This window comes from Borborobacter arsenicus (assembly GCF_003934165.1).
In the GTDB taxonomy this organism is placed as follows: Bacteria; Pseudomonadota; Alphaproteobacteria; order Rhizobiales; family Rhizobiaceae; genus Pseudaminobacter; species Pseudaminobacter arsenicus.
Window position 1 is genome coordinate 66,792 of record NZ_ML133512.1, and the last position, 17,006, is coordinate 83,797.

Here is a 17,006-nt window from a genome sequence, read left to right on the forward strand (position 1 = left end):
TGATGCGGACTTTTTATCCTTAATCAGATCCGGGGACATCGATGGTTGAGTTTTTTGCGCAGCACTTTGTCTGGCTCGCCGATCCAACCGCATGGGTTGCGCTGCTGACGCTGATCGTGCTGGAAGTCGTGCTCGGCATCGACAACCTGATCTTCATCTCCATCCTGACCAACAAGCTGCCGCCGCAGCATCGCGTCGCCGCAAGGCGGCTGGGCATCGGCGCGGCGCTGATCATGCGCCTGCTGCTTCTGGCAACTATCGCCTTCATCGTGCGCCTGACCAATCCACTGTTCGAGGCATTCGGCCATGCCTTTTCCTGGCGCGACCTCATCCTGATCGCCGGCGGCCTGTTCCTGGTGTGGAAGGCGACCAAGGAGATCCATCACACGGTGGACCCGGAGGACTCCAAGGACAATCTGCTCGGCGGTGCACTGCAGGTGTCGCTGGCCGGCGCCATCTTCCAGATATTGCTGCTCGACCTGGTGTTTTCGATCGATTCCATCATCACCGCAGTCGGCATGACCGACGAGATCGCCATCATGTATATCGCCGTGATCGTGGCGGTGACGGTGATGCTGGTGGCCGTCAACCCGCTGTCGGAATTCATCGAGAAGAACCCGACCATCGTGATGCTGGCGCTGGGCTTCCTTTTGATGATCGGCATGACGCTGATCGCCGACGGCATGGGCTACCATGTGCCGAGGGGCTATATCTACGCGGCGATGGGCTTCTCGGCGATGGTCGAAGGGCTCAACATGCTGGCGAGAAACCGCAAGGCAAAGGCTGCCCGACCGGCCGACGAGGCGTAGGGCGAGGCAAACCCTGCTACTTGTCCTCGCCGGTGGGCAGTTCGCCGCGCATCTCGCTCGGATAAAAGCCTTCGCGCAGATTGATGCCATATTCGACATAGGCCTTCATGGCCGACAGCATCTGTGACCAGCCCTCGCAGTTGAGGTAGGAGTTCTTGCGGCCGGTCTCGTCCTCGCGCCAGCCGGTCTCGGCGATGGTGACGAAGGTGCCGCCATCCTCGAGCTGCTTGAAGGTCATCTCGATTTTGGTCTTGTAAGCCGGCTTGCCTTCCGCATCGGTTGCGTCCCAGCGCAACACGATGCGCTCCGGCGCCACCACCTCATCGACCTCGACGGGGACGGTCTTCCACCACGTCACCGTGGTGCCGGCGACAAGCGGCGCGCTGGCGCCACCGAGCGTGGTGAAATAACCGCTGAGTTTTGTGGGGTTGACGACGGCGTCGAACACCTCTGCGACGGGCTTGCCGATGCGGCCCGAAACCCTGAATCCCAAAGACATGGGTATCTCCTCTGGTTGAGTTTGCGGTAATTATGTTATAAAAATATAACATGTCAAGCGAATCGAAAGAAGACCTGGTTTTCAAGGCCTTGGCCCATAAGGCCCGGCGCGCCATGCTCGACCGGCTGAAGGAAGGCCCGCACACCACGGGCATGCTGTGCGAGGAATTCGCGCAGATGGATCGCTGCACGGTGATGCAGCATCTGAAAGTGCTGGAGCAGGCCGGACTGGTCGTTGCCGAGCGCGAGGGGCGGGAACGCTGGAACCATCTCAATTCGCTGCCGATCAAGCAGATCCATGACCGCTGGATCAGCGAATATGCCACCCACGCGCTGACCATCCTCGACCGGCTGCAAGCCGATCTGGAGTAGGACGCCAATCAGATATCGCGGCCGCCGGGTGCGGGCACGACCTCGCCGGGTTCAGGGATGATCATGGAGCGTTCCTTCAGCCAGGGATGGATGGCGACCGCCTCGCGCAGCGCCTGCTGGGCCAGTTCCATGCGGCCCTGCCGCATCAGCACCAGCGCGCGGCCGGACAGGGCGGCGAAGTGACGGGGCTCCAGTGTCAGCGTCTTTTCGATGTCGATGAGTGCACCGTCGAAATCCTCCTTCAGGAAGCGGATGAAGGCGCGCTGGTTCCACACCTCGGCATAGTCGGGCGCGGCGGCGATGGCGGCGTCGAGCAGGGCAAGCGCGCGGTCATAGTCATAGCTCTCGCGGGCATCCATGGCGTCCTTGACGCTGCGGGCGATGTCTTGCGTCGGCGCCTGCGCCATCCACATCTCCCAGATGGCGTTTTCGATCGCCCGGCCCTCGACCTCGGTGCGCGCATTCTTCAGGCTTTCGAAAAGGCGCTGCTGATAGGTGTCGTCCACCTGTCCGGCTGGCATGATCTCGATGGCGGAGGAAGGGGAGAGCAGGGGCATCGACAGCGGCAATGCCACCACAACGGCCGACGCCGCGCGTTGCCAGAACGGTTTCATCTCACACCCCCTCCAGAACGACGATGGTCGGGCGCTGCGGCAGCGAGCGCAACGAGACCTTGAGCGATCGTTCGGCACGGAAATCGACGGCGAACTCCTCGCCCATGCGCGCGAGGAAGGCGTTGATCGGCGTTGCGTGGCGATGCATGGGCAGGATCGTCGAGGAATAAAGCCGCGTGGTGATCTCGCTCATCGTGTCCAGCGACAGCGTCATGCCGCCGTCGATCGGCACCATCACCACGTCGAGGCGGCCGATGGCGCTGTAATGGGCATCCTCCAGCCGGTGATGCAAATGGCCGAGATGGCCGATGCACAGGCCGGCCATCTCGAAGATGAAGATGGAATTGCCGTCACGCTCCATGGCGCCGAAATGGCGGATATCGGTCGGCACGTTGCGGATGTGGACGTCGTCCACGGTGAGCGCATGGCGCGCCGGCCCGCCATCCGGGTTCCAGCCGCGCAGGACATGTTCGATGCCGGGGTCGGGAAAGTCGGTGTAGTGGGTGCGGTGCGCCTTGTTCATGGTGACGACGCGCGGAAGCGGCTCGGTGCCGTACACACCGCTGAAATCGGTGGCGATGCGCACGCCGGCCGGGGTCTCGATGACATAGGTGGAATGGCCGGCATAGGTGATCGTGACCTCGCCTCCGGCGGCGGATTGGACCGGCGTCAAGTTGACATAGGTGACCTGCGGCAGGAGCCCGGCAACGGCAAGGCAGCGCCCGGCGACGGGAGGCTCCTGTGCGGTCTGGGCCGCGAGCGGCTGTGCCGTCCACAGGAGGAAGGCGGCGAAGAGGGCGGCAAGCTGCAACAGCGGACGCAATGCGGGCATGGCGGTCTCCGTCGAGGCGGGATGGCCACTCTACTATGCCTGCACAAGGGCGCGCCTGCGCAGTAACGTTTTCGCGAGCACCGGGCCGAGGCGCCCTTCTGGACGCCGGGCGGCAATCCGGTTTATAAGCCCGCCATTTCCAGATGACAGTATCGCGCCTTCGAGCGGGGGCGCGCAAAAGACAAAAAGGGGTCCCATGGCCGGCCATTCACAATTCAAGAACATCATGCACCGCAAGGGCCGCCAGGATGCGGTCCGCTCGAAGATGTTTTCCAAGCTGGCACGCGAAATCACCGTCGCGGCCAAGGCGGGCCTGCCCGACCCGGCGATGAACCCGCGCCTGCGGCTGGCGATCCAGAGCGCCAAGGCCGAGTCCATGCCCAAGGACAATATCCAGCGCGCCATCAACAAGGCGTCGGGCGGCGATGCGGAAAATTACGAGGAAGTGCGCTATGAGGGCTATGGCCCCGGCGGCGTCGCCCTCATCGTCGAAGTGTTGACCGACAACCGCAACCGCTCGGCCTCCAATGTGCGCGCGGCCTTCACCAAGGCCGGCGGTGCGCTCGGCGAAACCGGTTCGGTGGCGTTCATGTGGGATCGCGTCGGCGAGGTGGTCTATCCGGCAGGCACCGGCAGCGCCGACAAGGTGATGGAAGCGGCGATCGAGGCAGGCGCCGACGATGTCGAATCCGACGAGAACGGCCACACCATATTGTGCGCCTTCGAAAATCTCGGCGATGTCTCCAAGGCGCTGGAAACGGCCCTGGGCGAGGCTGAATCCGTCAAGGCGATCTGGAAGCCGCAGAACACCGTGCCGGTGGATGAGGACCGCGCGCAGTCGATCCTGAAACTGGTGGCGACGCTCGAGGACGACGACGACGTTCAGAATGTCTATGTCAATTTCGACGTCGACGAAGCGACGCTGGCCAAGCTCAGCGCCTGACCTTCTGTGGACACCGGGTCGGACGGAAAAGTCCGGCCTGGCTGCATCGCTGCCACACAGAGTCTGGTGATAACTGCAAACCGCCAGTATTTCTTAACATCTACTAAAGAGTTGGCGCCCAAGGAGACCGGGTCTTCTCCTTGGAATTGCCATGAAACTCGATTTCTTGACGCTTTACATCGTCATCCTGCTCAATTCGATCACGGTCGCCATCATCTGGGGGGCGATCGCCTATCGCTACCGCAATTTCGCGGCGGCGCGCGTCTGGCTGGCCGGTTGCGTGCTGACGACGGTCGGCGGTTGCGTGCTGGCGCTACAGGGTAATGAAGGCAGCTTCGTGCTGGCGGTGGCGGGAAACGGCTTCGTCATCTACGGTTTTTGCCTGTTCTGGGTCGGGGTTCGCGTTTTCTATGGCCTCCCCGGCGGCTGGAAGCTGAGCGCCATCGTGACGGGAGGCAGCCTGCTGCTTCTGGTGCTTTTGTTCGACAGCCTGCAGGGGCGCAATCTGGTCTATGCGGGCGGGCAGTCCGTGCCGCTGGTGCTTGCGGCCTATCACCTGCTGCGCTGGAAGCGCCATGACCTCGGCGCCTGGATTGCGGCGAGCGCGATGATCGTCGGCATTGTCGGCCATGCCATCGAAAGCGGCCTCAATATCGGGCTGATGATGGGACATGTCGATCACGACTTCTATACGATGATCGAAAGCTACGCCTTGCTTTGCGTCATCTTCAGCGGCGTCGTCTGGAATTTCGGCTTCGCGGTCATGTCGATCGAAAGGCTGCGCGAGGAACTGGCCGCGCTCGCCATCAAGGACGAACTGACCGGGGTCGCCAATCGAAGGCATTTCCTGGCGGTGCTGGAGGCCGAGGACAAGCGGTCGCGGCGCAGCAACCGCCCATTCTCGCTGCTGCTGATCGATATCGACCATTTCAAGGGGATCAATGACAGCAAGGGCCATGCCTTCGGCGATCGCATCCTGCGCCATTTCGCCCAGATCGCGGATGAAAGCATCCGCAGCGGCGACGTGCTGTTTCGCATCGGCGGCGACGAGTTTGCGATCCTCCTGCCGGAAACCACTGCAAGGGAAGCCGAGAAGGTGGCTGCAGCGCTTGTTGTTGCCGTGCGCAACCGCAGTGCCTCGCAGGAGGGATCGGACGGCTTCACGATCAGCGTTGGGGTGGCGGAATGGTCGGCCGACATGTCGCTGATTGCCGGCGACCTGACGGCACAGGCGGACGAGGCGCTTTATCGAGCCAAGGCCAAGGGCCGGAACGGCTATGCCATTGCGGGCCTGTCGGTGCTGCTGGAAGCCGAGGGGGCGCATATAAACGTCGTCCGGCTCAGCGAGGCGTCGGCACGGCGATGAACACGGACGCCAGGTGTCGTTGCTATGGACGTTGCCCTGACAAAAAAAGAGCCGCGGAAGCGGCTCTCAGAAGTTAACAGGGAGGCGTCAAACGAAGTGGCTCCAGCCACTCGGTAAGAATCCAGAACACTGGATATCCATAGTAAACAGCCGTAAAGCTTAATGGCTGGTTAACGGCCTTGCAGAAATTGTCGTTAGCGCGGCGCGGCACCTGGGGTCGGCATCACGCCCGACAGGCTTTCGACCTTCCACACCGCCGGCAGCGCGATGAAGGCGAACAGCAGCATGCCGAGGAAGAAGCCGATCGAAGCGAGCGCCACCAGCGGCTCGATCGAGGCATTGCCGGCAAGCAGGAAATAAAGGCCGACCACCAGCACCACGCCGCTGACAGCCGTCAGCCAGAAATGGGCCGGCGCCAGCCGCGAAGCCCGAGCGGCGGGAAAGAGATGGTAGAAAAAGGCGAATACCGATGACATCAGCCAGCCGGCGACCATTGTGTGGGCGTGGGTGGGCATCTGTCCGTGATCGCCCGAAATCGACATGGCCAGCCCCAGCATCATGCCGCCAATGGCATAGAGAATGGCCAAAGTGAAGAAATTGCGCGCTACGCCCTGCATGGCAGGCTCCTCCGACAAGGTTAATTCCTGGCAGGAAGTGTCGAGGGGCGGTCGGGGCGGGCAATGGCTTGCGGCATCGGATCTGCGCCGTCAGGTTTGCCGCGCCGGTGCCACGAAACCGTTATTTTTCGGCTCTCACTGACCTATGCTTCGGCACGTCCTGTCTGCGCTCGCTCCCTCGAGCGCGGGCGCAACATTAGCATGGCCGAAAATGGGCCGATAGCTGGCCAAACGGGTGCTGAGGCTACCACCCGCCAGAACCGCCTCACGATTTGCGCGCCATTTCGCGCAGGCGGAATTTCTGGATCTTGCCGGTGGAGGTCTTGGGGATTTCGGTGAAGATTATGGCTTTCGGGCATTTGAAGCGCGCGAGAAGCGTGCGGCAATGCGCGATGATCTCGGCTTCCGTTGCCGCCTTTCCGGGCTTCAGCTCGACATAGGCGAGCGGGGTCTCGCCCCATTTCTCATCGGGGCGGGCGACCACGCCGCAGGAGGCGACGGCGGGGTGCTTGTAGAGCGCGTCCTCGACCTCGATGGAGGAGATGTTCTCGCCGCCGGAGATGATGATGTCCTTGGAGCGGTCCTTGAGCTGGATATAGAAGTCCGGGTGCATGACGCCGAGATCGCCCGAATGGAACCAGCCGCCGGCAAAGGCCTCGTCGGTGGCGGGCTTGTTCTTCAGATAGCCCTTCATGACGATATTGCCGCGAAACATCACCTCGCCGATGGTCTCGCCGTCGGCCGGCGTCTTTTCCATGGTCTCGGGCGCCATCACGGTGAGGCCTTCGAGCGCGGCATAGCGCACGCCCTGCCGCGCCTTTTTCGCCGTGCGTGGACCCTTGTCGAGCGCGTCCCAGTCGCCGTGCCATTCATTGACCACGGCCGGGCCGTAGGTCTCGGTGAGGCCGTAGAGATGGGTGACGGCAAAGCCGGCATCGGCCATGCCCGCCAGCACCGCTTCCGGCGGCGGGGCGGCGGCGGTGTTGAAGGTGACGGTCTGGGAGAAGCTGCGCTTTTCGGCGTCGCCGGCATTGATCAGCGCCGACATCACCACCGGGGCGCCGCACAGATGGGTGACGCCGTGATCGGCGATGGCGTCGTAGATGGCTCCTGCCCGCACCCAGCGCAGGCAGACATGGGTGCCGGCCTGGACCGCGAGCGTCCAGGGAAAGCACCAGCCATTGCAGTGGAACATCGGCAGCGTCCACAGATAGACGCAGTGCTTGCCCATGCCGGCATGGACGGTGTTGGCATAGGCCATCAGCGCCGCGCCGCGATGGTGATAGACCACGCCCTTGGGATTGCCGGTGGTGCCGGAGGTGTAGTTGAGCGCGATGGCGTCCCATTCGTCGTCGGGCATCGACCAGGCGAAGTCCGGATCGCCGGAAGCGACGAAGGCCTCGTAATCCAGCGTGCCGATGCGCTCGCCCTTCGGATAGGGGGCGTCAGCGCCGTGCTGCGGATCGTCATAGTCGATGACCAGCGGCCTGACTGTTGCCAGCGCCAGCGCCTCCTTCATGACGGGCGAGAATTCGCGGTCGACGATCAAAAGCTTCGTCTCGGCATGGTCGAGCTGGAAGGCGATGACGGCGGCGTCCAGCCTGGTGTTGAGCGAATGCAGCACCGCCTGGACCATCGGCACGCCGAAATGCGCTTCAAGCATAGCCGGCGTGTTGGACAGCATCACGGTGACCGTGTCGCCCTTGCCGATGCCGTTTTGCGCCAGCGCCGAGCCGAGCTGGCGCGAGCGGCGCCAGAAGTCGCGATAGGACCAGCGGGCGCTGCCGTGGATGATGGCGGTGTGGTCGGGATAGGTGGCAGCCGCGCGCTCCAGAAAAGTGAGCGGCGTCAGCGGCTGGTGGTTGGCTGGGTTGCGGTCGAGTCCGCTGTCATAGATGCTGGCCACGCTATCTCCCGGGCAAGAATGTTGCGGGAGATAGTAAAGCGGGAGGGGCAAGCCTGTGAAGGGGATTCGCCATCGGCGACATTGCGCTTTTAGGTGAAGCGCTTGCTTCTAACGTTCCGGCGCACGCGTAACCGGAACAGCGGCGAGCTTGCCGCCGCGCAAGGGGGCAGGGGATTGCGGGCGTGGCTGCGTCTGGGCCGCCTTCTTGCTGCCCCAGCCGATCTTCGGCAGCCATTCCAGATAATAGGCAAAGCCGAATTGCAGCGCGATGCCGGTCGAGATCAGGATCGCGTCATAGGCAAGTCCGCCGGGGCTTACCGTCTTCATCACCTGGCCGATCATGGCGAGCAGCGTGCCGGCGATGAAGACCGGCAGCGAATGCTTGCCGAGGATCGCCAGCGGGTGATCAGCGCGGGTGCGGGCGAGATTGGACAGCGCCGGAATGGTAACGATGAGATAGGCAAGCGCCAGCACATGCAAAAGCCGCGGCAGCGACAGGAAGGTCTTGTCGAAGCCGGTGAGCACGGCAGGCAGGCCGAGCGAGGCATCGATGCCCCAGAGCGGAATACGCACCCAGGCGAGCGCAAGCAGGACATAGGAGCCGGCCAGTGCGGCTAACCATGGGCTGAAGCGGATTTCGCCGCCGCGCCTGACATGCAGCATCCCGGCAATGCCGATGACGAACAGGAACTGCCAGGACAGCGGGTTGAGGAACCAGAAGCCGTCGCCGGGGAAATTGCCGGGCGCGAGTTGGAAAATTCCCGCGGCAAGCCAGAGCGCGCCCGAGACGGCGACCATGAGCACAAGATTGATATTGGCGAGCAGCAGGAACAGCGGCACCATCAAGAGCACGACCGCATACATCGACAAGATGTTGTTGTAGCCGATCTGGTGGCCCAGCGTTGCGATGCCCAGCAGCGCCTCGGGTGTATCCTCGATGATGATGCGGATGTTGATCAGCTTGAGCAGGTCGGGCCGGAAGAAGTGCAGGGCGGCGGCCGAGAAGATCGCCAGTGTCGCCACTGTTGTCATGATGTGGGAAATATAGAGCACGCCGGCGCGCCGCCAGATCTTCAACGTCATCAACAGGCGATTGCCCGGCTTGAATTTCGGACCATAGGCGAGCCCCACCGCAATGCCGGAAATCAGCACGAAGGCTTCGGCTGAATCCGAAAAGCCGAAATTCTTGTGGGTGGCATATTCGAAAATCGTGCCCGGCACATGGTTGATGAAGATCGTCAGCAGCGCAAGCGCTCGGAACACATCGATGCGGGTATCCCGCAGGGTTGGTGCATTTGTCGTCATGGCTGCCGATTCAACTGGAGGGACATTGCGGATTTGCGACAGGCCATGCGTGTCGCGAGGCCCCGATGCCTATGGAGGCAAAATGCGCTAATGAAGGCAGGGTTCACCTTCCTCCCGTCAAGATATGTTATGGGTCTGAAACAATCGCAGGTCGCAACCCGGGCCAGCGATAGCGTCGGCTGTTCAAACGCGCCGTCTTCCTCTAGACCATGATGCCGAAAAGTGGGCACCGGTTTTCGGACGACATCATGGTCTTCCAGTTGATTTAGCCGCATGTATGCGACGCCAAGTGATTCCACTTGGCTGCAACATGCTCTATGCCCCATTGCAACCATGATCGGCCTGCATGGGTCGCAAACCCCGGAATTGTCGAGATGAACGAAGCACAAGCCCCGAACCGCTGCCGTATCGTCCTGATCGCGCCTGAAGGCGGGACACCGGAGGCGTTCGAGGCGCGCCTGCGCAAGGCGATCGCGGGCGGCGACATCGCCTCCCTCATCCTGCCGGCAAACGGCATGGACGAGGCCACCTTCCAGGCATTTGCGCAGCGCGTCGTGCCGGTGGCGCAGGCAGCCGGCATCGCCGTGATCATTGCCGAAGACACGCGCATTGCCGGCCGTGTCCGGGCGGACGGCTTGCATCTGGACGGCACCAGGGAGGCGCTGGAAGAGGCAATCGACAATTATCAGCCCAAGATGATGGTCGGCGTTGGCGGCGCCAAGACGCGTGACGAGGCGCTGGAGCTGGGCGAGGCACGGCCGGACTACATCTTCTTTGGCCGCTTCGGCTATGACACCAAGCCCGAACCGCATAACCGCAACCTGTCGCTTGGGGCGTGGTGGGCCGAGATGATCGAAATTCCCTGCATCGTGATGGCCGGTTCGGACATCGCCTCGGTGGAGGCGGTGGGGGCGACGGGCGCCGAATTTGTCGCGCTATCGAGCGCAGTCTTCGGCGATGGCGTCGATCCGGAGGAAGCGATCCGGCGGGCGAATGCCATTCTCGACGAAACCGCGCCGCGCTTCGAGGAGTAGAAGATGGCGGTATCGACCGGATATGGCGCTGCGGCGTTACTGGCACTTGCCCTGGCGATGACGCCGGCGGCGGCTGGTGCGGTCGAGACTGCCGGCAAGGCCGACAAGCCCGTCGCCGAGACGACGATCCTGCCCGGACCCGAGCCGGCGCCCAAGCCGATGAAGCCGTTGCCGGCGCCGACCGACAGTGTCGATCCGCAGCGCTTCGGTGGCGGCAATGGCGACGGGGCGATCGATCCCGACCGCTTCGGCGACCGGTCGGACCCGGCCTTCGGCGCCTTCCAGCGCGGCCTCTATATCACCGCCTATAATCTGGCGCTGCCACGCGCGCAAAACGGCAATGCGGCCGCGCAGACGCTGGTCGCCGAAATCCTGTCGCGCGGGCTCGGCATGGCGCGCAACGAGAAGGAGGCCGCGAATTGGTATGCGCTCGCCGCCGAGCAGGGCGTGCCGGAAGCGCAGTTCCAATATGCGCTGATGCTGATCGACGGCAATTACACCAAGCGCGACCCGCAGGCCGCCTATGCGCTGATGCAGGCGGCGGCAGAGGCCGGAAACCGGCTCGCGCAGTTCAACTTCGCCCAGATGCTGGTGGAGCGCAACCCCGGCGAAAAGGGGCTGGAAAAGGCGGTGCCCTATTATGAGCGGGCGGCGACAAGCGGGCTGGCCGATGCGCAATATGCGATGGCGCAACTCTATGCCAATGGCGCCGGGGGCAAGAAGCTGGACGAGGCCGAGGCGCGCCGCTTCCTGCTTTTGTCGGCCAAGCAGAATTACGATACCGCGCAGCTCGATCTAGGCACTTGGCTGATCAATGGGCGCGGCGGCGAGCGCGACGAGAAGGAGGGCTTCAATTGGTTGCACCGCGCCGCCATGGGCGGCAATGCCGCGGCCCAGAACCGGCTCGGCAAGCTCTATATGAACGGTATTGGCACGGAGCCGGACTCGATCAGCGCCGCAGCCTGGTTCATCCTTGCCCGCCGCGCCGGCCTCTTCGACCCTGTGATGGAGGATTTCTTCGACGGGCTGACCGACGAGGAGATGAAGCAGGCGCTGCAACGGGCCAACAGGCTAAGATAAATCGGCCGGGATCCGGTGGCCGGATTGCCCTGTTTTGGGCCGCTCTCTTGCCTCGAAACGCAAATTGTGGTCTTGGAGACGCCGAAACCGCGTTGCGGCAAACCCATTCTTTTTTCCGGAAAAAGCAGACAATGAAGATCAACGGCAACGAAATCCGTCCCGGCAATGTCATTGAGCACGATGGCGGCCTGTGGGTGGCGGTCAAGACCAACCACGTCAAGCCCGGCAAGGGCGGCGCCTATAACCAGGTCGAGTTGAAGAACCTGATCAACGGCACCAAGCTCAATGAACGCTTCCGCTCGGCCGAGACGGTGGAGAAGGTGCGGCTCGAACAGAAGGATTTTTCCTTCCTCTACGAGCAGGGCGATGCGCTGGTGTTCATGGACACCGAAAGCTATGAGCAGCTCGAGCTGCTGAAGGATTTCGTCGGCGAGCGCGCCGCCTTCCTTCAGGACGGCATGATGGTGACGGTGGAACTCTATGAGGAAAAGCCGATCGGCATTTCGCTGCCCGACCAGGTGACGTTGATCATCACCGAGGCAGACCCGGTGGTGAAGGGCCAGACGGCCGCTTCCTCCTACAAGCCGGCGGTGCTGGAAAACGGCGTGCGCGTGCTGGTGCCGCCCTTCATCTCGTCTGGCGAAAAGATCGTCGTCGATACCAACGAGATCACTTACGTTCGCCGGGCGGATTGATTGGGCAATAGGCAGTAGGACGTCGGCAGTCGGAAAAATTAACCGCCGCCTTACTGCCGACTGCCGCCAATAGCTAACCAAGGAAAGACGCACTGATGGCCCGTTCGGCTCTCCTCAATGTCATGGTGCAGGCGGCGATGAAGGCCGGCCGCTCGCTGGCGCGCGATTTCGGCGAGGTGCAGAACCTGCAGGTCTCGCTGAAAGGCCCCGGCGACTATGTCAGCCAGGCCGACCGCAAGGCCGAGGACATCATCTACAGCGAATTGGCGCGCGCCCGCCCCGGCTACGGCTTCCTGATGGAAGAGCGCGGCGAGGTGAGCGGCGAGGACGACCAGCACCGCTGGATCGTCGACCCGCTCGACGGCACGACGAACTTCCTGCATGGCTTACCGGTGTTCTCCATCTCAATCGCGCTGGAACGCCAGGGCCAGCTCGTCGCCGGCGTCATCTACAATCCGGCGATGGACGAGCTCTATACGGCCGAGCGCGGCGGCGGCGCCTTCATGAATGACCGCCGGTTGCGGGTCGCCGGCCGCAGCAAGCTGACCGATTGCGTGATCGGCACCGGTATCCCGCATCTGGGGCGCGGCCATCACGGCAACTATCTGGTGGAACTGCGCAACATCATGGGCGAGGCGTCCGGCGTGCGCCGCTTCGGCTCAGCGGCGCTCGACCTTGCCTATGTCGCGGCGGGCCGCCTGGATGGCTTCTGGGAGGATTCGCTTTCGCCCTGGGACATGGCGGCAGGCATATTGATGATCCGCGAGGCCGGCGGCTTCGTGACCGACAAGGACGGCGGCAACAGCATGCTCGACAGCGGCGCGATCGTGGCCGGCAACGAGACCATCCACCGCGTGCTCGTCAAGACCCTGAAGAAGCCGGTGACGCCGCGCTAGATCGCTTGCAAACTCTACCCTGCCGGCCATCTGATGTGGCTTTCTGCGCTTCCGGTGCTCACGGACCAATGTCCGCTCCGCTCCGGTTCTCGAAATCCGCACCATATGTCTCGGCAGGGCGAGTTATCAAACGATCTCTCGGGACCGTAGACATACTGTGTGTGCGACATGACTTGACGGCCTTATGTCCGCCGTCTTTCAATTTCGTCACATTTCCGTTTAGAGTCGCGGCGAGTTTGTTGCGGGCATCCGAATCGGGACACCAATGGCATTGCTGAGATTTTTCGGACGGGACGAAGCGGCCGACGACGGATACGACCCCTACCGGCTGTCGAGTCCGCAGGTCTTCCTTTTGTCCATGCTGGTGTTCCTGGCGATCGTGGCTTTCATCGCGGCGATCCTAACGCGCCAGATATCGTCCGCCTTCTCGACCAATCCGGGTCTCAACGGCCTGATCCTTGGCGTGCTGCTGATCGGCATCCTGCTGGCGTTCCTGCAGGTGGCGCGGCTGTTTCGCGAGGTACGCTGGGTCAATTCCTTCCGCGCCGGCTCGGAAGAGACAGAACCGGTGCTGCTGGCGCCGATGAAGGGGTTGCTCAGCCGCTCCTCGGCGATGGCGCTGTCGACCAGCTCGATGCGTACGATGCTCGACTCCATCGCCACCCGGCTTGATGAAAGCCGCGACATCTCGCGCTATCTGATCGGCCTGCTGGTGTTCCTGGGCCTGCTCGGCACCTTCTGGGGCCTGCTCGGCACGATCGGCTCGATCGGCGACACGATCCAGTCGCTCGATCCGGGCACCGGCGACACGGCCGCTGTGCTGGATTCGCTGAAGTCGGGACTTTCGGCACCGCTGGCCGGCATGGGCACGGCCTTCTCGTCCTCGCTTTTCGGCCTTGCCGGCTCGCTGGTTCTGGGCTTCCTTGACCTGCAATCGGGCCGCGCGCAAACGCGCTTTTACACCGAGCTGGAAAACTGGCTGTCCTCGGTGACCGATCTCTCCTCCGACATCGTGGTGGCGGATGCCTCGCGCGGCGCCTCCGCCGACGAGATCAACGCGCTGTCGGAAAAGTTGCGCAGCCTGCAGGAGGGCGGCGGCTCCAGCCCGCGCGTGGCGACAGCCATGGCCAATCTGGCCGACGGCATTTCCGGCTTGGTGAAGAACATGCGCAGCGAGCAGCAGATCATGCGCGACTGGGTGGAGGCGCAGTCGCAGGAGCAGCGGGCCATGCGCGACACGCTCGACCGTATCGCCGACGCGCTCAAGCAGCGGGAGCCCGACTGATGGCGCTTGCTCGCCGGCGCAGCGACCGACGCATCGACTACTGGCCGGGCTTCGTCGACGCGCTGTCGACGCTGCTGCTCGCGATCATGTTCCTGCTGTCGGTCTTCGTGCTGGCGCAGTTCCTGCTCAGCCGCGAGATCACCGGCAAGGACGAGGTGCTGAACCGGCTTAATTCGCAGATCAACGAATTGACCCAGCTTCTGGCGCTGGAGCAATCCAACTCGCAGGACGCGCAGGACGCGCTCGCCAATCTGCAGGCTTCGCTTTCGGCAACCGAGGCCGAGAAGAGCCGGCTCGAACAGCTTCTGGCGCAGGGGGCTGGCGCTGGTGCAGCAGCCGACGAACGCATCGGTTCGCTCAGCGGCGAACTCGACAGCGAGCGCCAGATCAGCCAGCGGGCGCTGTCGCAGGTGGAACTGCTCAACCAGCAGATCGCCGCCCTGCGCAAGCAGATCGGTGCGCTGGAGCAGGCGCTGGAGGCCTCCGAGACCAAGGACCGCGAATCCAACGCCAAGATCGCCGATCTCGGCAAGCGGCTGAATGTGGCGCTCGCCCAGCGGGTGCAGGAATTGAACCGCTACCGCTCCGACTTCTTCGGGCGCCTGCGCGAAATCCTGTCCGACCGGGAAAATATCCGCATTGTCGGCGACCGCTTCGTCTTCCAGTCGGAAGTGCTGTTTCCGGTCGGCTCGGAAGTGATCAACGATGCTGGCCGCGTGGAAATGAAGAAGCTCGCCGACGCGATCATCGAATTGCAGAAGGAAATCCCGCCCGAGATCAACTGGGTGCTGCGGGTCGATGGCCACACCGACGACCGGCCGCTTTCAGGCACCGGCCGCTATCGCGACAATTGGGAACTGTCGTCTGCGCGCGCCACCTCGGTGGTGAAGTTCCTGATCGAAAACGGCGTGCCGGCCAATCGCCTCGTGGCCGCCGGTTTCGGCGAGTTCCAGCCGCTGGACACGACCGACAGTGAGGAGGCGCGCTCCAGGAACCGCCGTATCGAATTGAAGCTGACGGAGCGCTGAGGGCGCCAGGTGCCGGCCGCGCGGGTAGGTTGGCAGGCCAGCGTACCGGAATGGGTCCCGGATACGCTGCTGGCTCACGCTGCGCAGCGTTCCGGGATGACGTCGGAGACTTGATACGCGCCGTTCCAAACATGGAATCGCGGATTGGCTGCCTGAGGAGGCCGCCGCCTCCGCATTCTGGGCTGCGATCCGCCAAGTAAAAACGCGCCGGCGAAAGCCGACGCGTTTTCAGTGTCTATCGATCAGCTGGTGCTCAGCCGGCTGGTTGCGCATCGATCGTGCGCAGGGCCTGTGCCTGCCGCTTGGCTGCGGCCTTGACGGCATCCTGCACCTTCTCGAAGGCGCGAACCTCGATCTGGCGCACGCGCTCGCGGCTGATGTCGAATTCACCCGAAAGCTCCTCGAGCGTCATCGGCTCGTCGGAAAGGCGGCGCGCCTCGAAGATGCGGCGCTCGCGATCGTTGAGCACCGACATGGCACCGGCAAGCATGCCGCGGCGATTTTCCAGCTCGTCCTGCTCGATCAGCATTTCTTCCTGGTTGTCGCTGTCGTCGACAAGCCAGTCCTGCCACTCACCGGATTCGCCTTCCGTGGCACGGATGGGTGCGTTAAGCGAGGCGTCGCCCGAAAGCCGGCGGTTCATCGAAACCACCTCTTCTTCCGAGACGTTCAGCCGTGTGGCGATCTCGCTGATCTGGTCGGGCCTGAGGTCACCGTCATCCAGCGCCTGAATCTTGCCCTTGACCTTGCGCAGGTTGAAGAACAGACGCTTCTGGTTGGCGGTGGTGCCCATCTTAACCAGGCTCCACGAGCGCAATATATATTCCTGGATCGACGCCTTGATCCACCACATGGCATAGGTCGCCAGGCGGAAACCGCGCTCGGGCTCGAACTTCTTCACCGCCTGCATCAGGCCGACATTGCCTTCGGAGATGACTTCGCCGATCGGCAGGCCATAGCCGCGATAGCCCATGGCGATCTTGGCCACGAGACGCAGATGGCTGGTGACGAGCTTGTGGGCGGCGCCGGTGTCCTCATGCTCCTGATACCGCTTGGCGAGCATGTACTCTTCCTGCGGCTGAAGCATCGGAAAACGGCGGATTTCTTCCAGATAGCGGCTGAGACCGCCTTCCCCGGAAACGATACTGGGTAGTGTCTGGGCCATGAAAAGCACCCTCCCTGCTTGAGACAATGCCCCCTGATAAAGGCGGGCGAATGGCGCGGATGCATTCTGCACTCCGCATATGCCACTCCTTATACAGGAACAAACCGGGAAAAGCACGCAAATTGTTCAACTCTAAACAGTGTGTCACGGCAAAGTGAACGATTGCGCTCAGGTTTTGCCGGGCGCGTGACCACAAGCGCGATGCCGGGCGGGTCGGAGAATGCCGTTGCGGCCCTCGTCCAGAAGCAAGGCCCGGCCAGCTTTCGCCGGCCGGGTCCAATGATTTTACTCGGCGAAGTGATTTGCGACGATGGATGAAGTTTCGCCTTCAAACACGGTCTCACCGCCGACGATCGTCTTCAGAACCTTGATGTCCTTGATCTTCATTGGATCAAGGTGGCCGACGGACAGCGGGTTGTCAGACAGGACCACGAAATCCGCCAGCTGGAGACCCGCATTAACCCTTGTGGATTGAGCCGACGGCCATGTTTGAAGCCGGATTGCGGGTTCGCGGTCGGTTGACGGACCACGTTTGGACGCCGGAATGTGTTGCCGGCATCG

At 62.9% G+C, this 17,006-nt stretch carries 18 protein-coding genes; 10 read left to right on the plus strand and 8 right to left on the minus strand.

All coding sequences use genetic code 11. The features are described from left to right. The first annotated feature begins 41 nt into the window (after positions 1-41). Complete coding sequence (locus tag EET67_RS06235) at positions 42-809, plus strand: TerC family protein (protein ID WP_128625364.1); 768 nt, start codon at positions 42-44, stop codon at positions 807-809. A 16-nt stretch (positions 810-825) separates the two neighbouring features. Here EET67_RS06235 and EET67_RS06240 read toward each other — a convergent pair whose 3' ends face one another. Beyond that, positions 826-1,308 (minus strand): SRPBCC domain-containing protein, encoded by a 483-nt coding sequence (locus EET67_RS06240; protein ID WP_128625365.1) that lies wholly within the window; start codon positions 1,306-1,308, stop codon positions 826-828. Between the two features lie 50 nt (positions 1,309-1,358). Between EET67_RS06240 and EET67_RS06245 the strand changes: the two genes are divergently transcribed. Further along, positions 1,359-1,679, plus strand: a complete 321-nt coding sequence (locus tag EET67_RS06245) for an ArsR/SmtB family transcription factor (protein WP_128625366.1) — start codon at positions 1,359-1,361, stop codon at positions 1,677-1,679. A gap of 8 nt (positions 1,680-1,687) precedes the next feature. Here EET67_RS06245 and EET67_RS06250 read toward each other — a convergent pair whose 3' ends face one another. Further along, positions 1,688-2,293 carry a tetratricopeptide repeat protein gene (locus EET67_RS06250; protein WP_128625367.1) on the minus strand — a complete coding sequence of 202 codons (606 nt, stop codon included), beginning with the start codon at positions 2,291-2,293 and terminating at the stop codon, positions 1,688-1,690. Position 2,294: 1 nt separating this feature from the next. Continuing rightward, positions 2,295-3,125, minus strand: a complete 831-nt coding sequence (locus tag EET67_RS06255) for an MBL fold metallo-hydrolase (RefSeq protein WP_128625368.1) — start codon at positions 3,123-3,125, stop codon at positions 2,295-2,297. Between the two features lie 196 nt (positions 3,126-3,321). Between EET67_RS06255 and EET67_RS06260 the strand changes: the two genes are divergently transcribed. Together EET67_RS06260 and EET67_RS06265 are read left to right on the plus strand one after the other, a co-directional pair. Beyond that, positions 3,322-4,068: a YebC/PmpR family DNA-binding transcriptional regulator gene (locus EET67_RS06260; RefSeq protein ID WP_128625369.1), complete on the plus strand. Its 747-nt coding sequence runs from the start codon at positions 3,322-3,324 to the stop codon at positions 4,066-4,068. A gap of 151 nt (positions 4,069-4,219) precedes the next feature. Further along, positions 4,220-5,434 carry a GGDEF domain-containing protein gene (locus EET67_RS06265; RefSeq protein ID WP_128625370.1) on the plus strand — a complete coding sequence of 405 codons (1,215 nt, stop codon included), beginning with the start codon at positions 4,220-4,222 and terminating at the stop codon, positions 5,432-5,434. Between the two features lie 194 nt (positions 5,435-5,628). Here EET67_RS06265 and EET67_RS06270 read toward each other — a convergent pair whose 3' ends face one another. From EET67_RS06270 to EET67_RS06280, 3 genes are all read right to left on the minus strand, one after another. After that, positions 5,629-6,051, minus strand: a complete 423-nt coding sequence (locus EET67_RS06270) for a hypothetical protein (protein ID WP_128625371.1) — start codon at positions 6,049-6,051, stop codon at positions 5,629-5,631. A gap of 265 nt (positions 6,052-6,316) precedes the next feature. Further along, the gene (locus EET67_RS06275; protein ID WP_128625372.1) at positions 6,317-7,957 is read right to left on the minus strand and encodes an acyl-CoA synthetase; all 1,641 of its coding nucleotides are present in this window, start codon (positions 7,955-7,957) and stop codon (positions 6,317-6,319) included. 108 nt (positions 7,958-8,065) lie between these two features. Next, entirely contained in the window at positions 8,066-9,262 is a 1,197-nt protein-coding gene (locus EET67_RS06280; protein WP_128625373.1) for an OpgC family protein, read from the minus strand. A gap of 374 nt (positions 9,263-9,636) precedes the next feature. Here EET67_RS06280 and EET67_RS06285 point away from each other — a divergent pair, with 374 nt between their 5' ends. The 6 genes from EET67_RS06285 (at position 9,637) to EET67_RS06310 (ending at position 15,280) form a co-directional block, all read left to right on the plus strand. After that, positions 9,637-10,296, plus strand: coding sequence for a thiamine phosphate synthase (locus tag EET67_RS06285; RefSeq protein WP_128625374.1), 660 nt, complete (start codon positions 9,637-9,639; stop codon positions 10,294-10,296). A gap of 3 nt (positions 10,297-10,299) precedes the next feature. Further along, positions 10,300-11,376, plus strand: a complete 1,077-nt coding sequence (locus tag EET67_RS06290) for a tetratricopeptide repeat protein (protein WP_245450749.1) — start codon at positions 10,300-10,302, stop codon at positions 11,374-11,376. 131 nt (positions 11,377-11,507) lie between these two features. After that, complete coding sequence (gene efp, locus EET67_RS06295; RefSeq protein ID WP_128625375.1) at positions 11,508-12,071, plus strand: elongation factor P; 564 nt, start codon at positions 11,508-11,510, stop codon at positions 12,069-12,071. Positions 12,072-12,166: 95 nt separating this feature from the next. Then, positions 12,167-12,967 (plus strand): inositol monophosphatase family protein, encoded by an 801-nt coding sequence (locus tag EET67_RS06300; protein ID WP_128625376.1) that lies wholly within the window; start codon positions 12,167-12,169, stop codon positions 12,965-12,967. A 265-nt stretch (positions 12,968-13,232) separates the two neighbouring features. Then, the gene (locus EET67_RS06305) at positions 13,233-14,252 is read left to right on the plus strand and encodes a MotA/TolQ/ExbB proton channel family protein (RefSeq protein ID WP_128625377.1); all 1,020 of its coding nucleotides are present in this window, start codon (positions 13,233-13,235) and stop codon (positions 14,250-14,252) included. Then, entirely contained in the window at positions 14,252-15,280 is a 1,029-nt protein-coding gene (locus EET67_RS06310; RefSeq protein WP_128625378.1) for a peptidoglycan -binding protein, read from the plus strand. The genes EET67_RS06305 and EET67_RS06310 overlap by 1 nt, the downstream gene beginning before the upstream one ends. Before the next feature lie 253 nt (positions 15,281-15,533). On the opposite strand, the gene rpoH is transcribed toward EET67_RS06310, so the two are convergent. Next, positions 15,534-16,445: an RNA polymerase sigma factor RpoH gene (gene rpoH, locus EET67_RS06315; RefSeq protein WP_128625379.1), complete on the minus strand. Its 912-nt coding sequence runs from the start codon at positions 16,443-16,445 to the stop codon at positions 15,534-15,536. A 285-nt stretch (positions 16,446-16,730) separates the two neighbouring features. Then, on the minus strand, positions 16,731-17,006 hold a 276-nt coding region (locus EET67_RS25565; RefSeq protein WP_425359510.1), incomplete at its 5' end, for a hypothetical protein.

What these genes read in the sequence shown, in the direction of transcription:
- EET67_RS06235 (WP_128625364.1), top strand. Translation starts at nt 42, where the DNA reads ATGGTTGAGTTTTTTGCGCAGCACTTTGTCTGGCTCGCCGATCCAACC.
- EET67_RS06240 (WP_128625365.1), bottom strand. Translation starts at nt 1,308, where the DNA reads ATGTCTTTGGGATTCAGGGTTTCGGGCCGCATCGGCAAGCCCGTCGCA.
- EET67_RS06245 (WP_128625366.1), top strand. Translation starts at nt 1,359, where the DNA reads ATGTCAAGCGAATCGAAAGAAGACCTGGTTTTCAAGGCCTTGGCCCAT.
- EET67_RS06250 (WP_128625367.1), bottom strand. Translation starts at nt 2,293, where the DNA reads ATGAAACCGTTCTGGCAACGCGCGGCGTCGGCCGTTGTGGTGGCATTG.
- EET67_RS06255 (WP_128625368.1), bottom strand. Translation starts at nt 3,125, where the DNA reads ATGCCCGCATTGCGTCCGCTGTTGCAGCTTGCCGCCCTCTTCGCCGCC.
- EET67_RS06260 (WP_128625369.1), top strand. Translation starts at nt 3,322, where the DNA reads ATGGCCGGCCATTCACAATTCAAGAACATCATGCACCGCAAGGGCCGC.
- EET67_RS06265 (WP_128625370.1), top strand. Translation starts at nt 4,220, where the DNA reads ATGAAACTCGATTTCTTGACGCTTTACATCGTCATCCTGCTCAATTCG.
- EET67_RS06270 (WP_128625371.1), bottom strand. Translation starts at nt 6,051, where the DNA reads ATGCAGGGCGTAGCGCGCAATTTCTTCACTTTGGCCATTCTCTATGCC.
- EET67_RS06280 (WP_128625373.1), bottom strand. Translation starts at nt 9,262, where the DNA reads ATGACGACAAATGCACCAACCCTGCGGGATACCCGCATCGATGTGTTC.
- EET67_RS06285 (WP_128625374.1), top strand. Translation starts at nt 9,637, where the DNA reads ATGAACGAAGCACAAGCCCCGAACCGCTGCCGTATCGTCCTGATCGCG.
- EET67_RS06290 (WP_245450749.1), top strand. Translation starts at nt 10,300, where the DNA reads ATGGCGGTATCGACCGGATATGGCGCTGCGGCGTTACTGGCACTTGCC.
- efp (WP_128625375.1), top strand. Translation starts at nt 11,508, where the DNA reads ATGAAGATCAACGGCAACGAAATCCGTCCCGGCAATGTCATTGAGCAC.
- EET67_RS06300 (WP_128625376.1), top strand. Translation starts at nt 12,167, where the DNA reads ATGGCCCGTTCGGCTCTCCTCAATGTCATGGTGCAGGCGGCGATGAAG.
- EET67_RS06305 (WP_128625377.1), top strand. Translation starts at nt 13,233, where the DNA reads ATGGCATTGCTGAGATTTTTCGGACGGGACGAAGCGGCCGACGACGGA.
- EET67_RS06310 (WP_128625378.1), top strand. Translation starts at nt 14,252, where the DNA reads ATGGCGCTTGCTCGCCGGCGCAGCGACCGACGCATCGACTACTGGCCG.
- rpoH (WP_128625379.1), bottom strand. Translation starts at nt 16,445, where the DNA reads ATGGCCCAGACACTACCCAGTATCGTTTCCGGGGAAGGCGGTCTCAGC.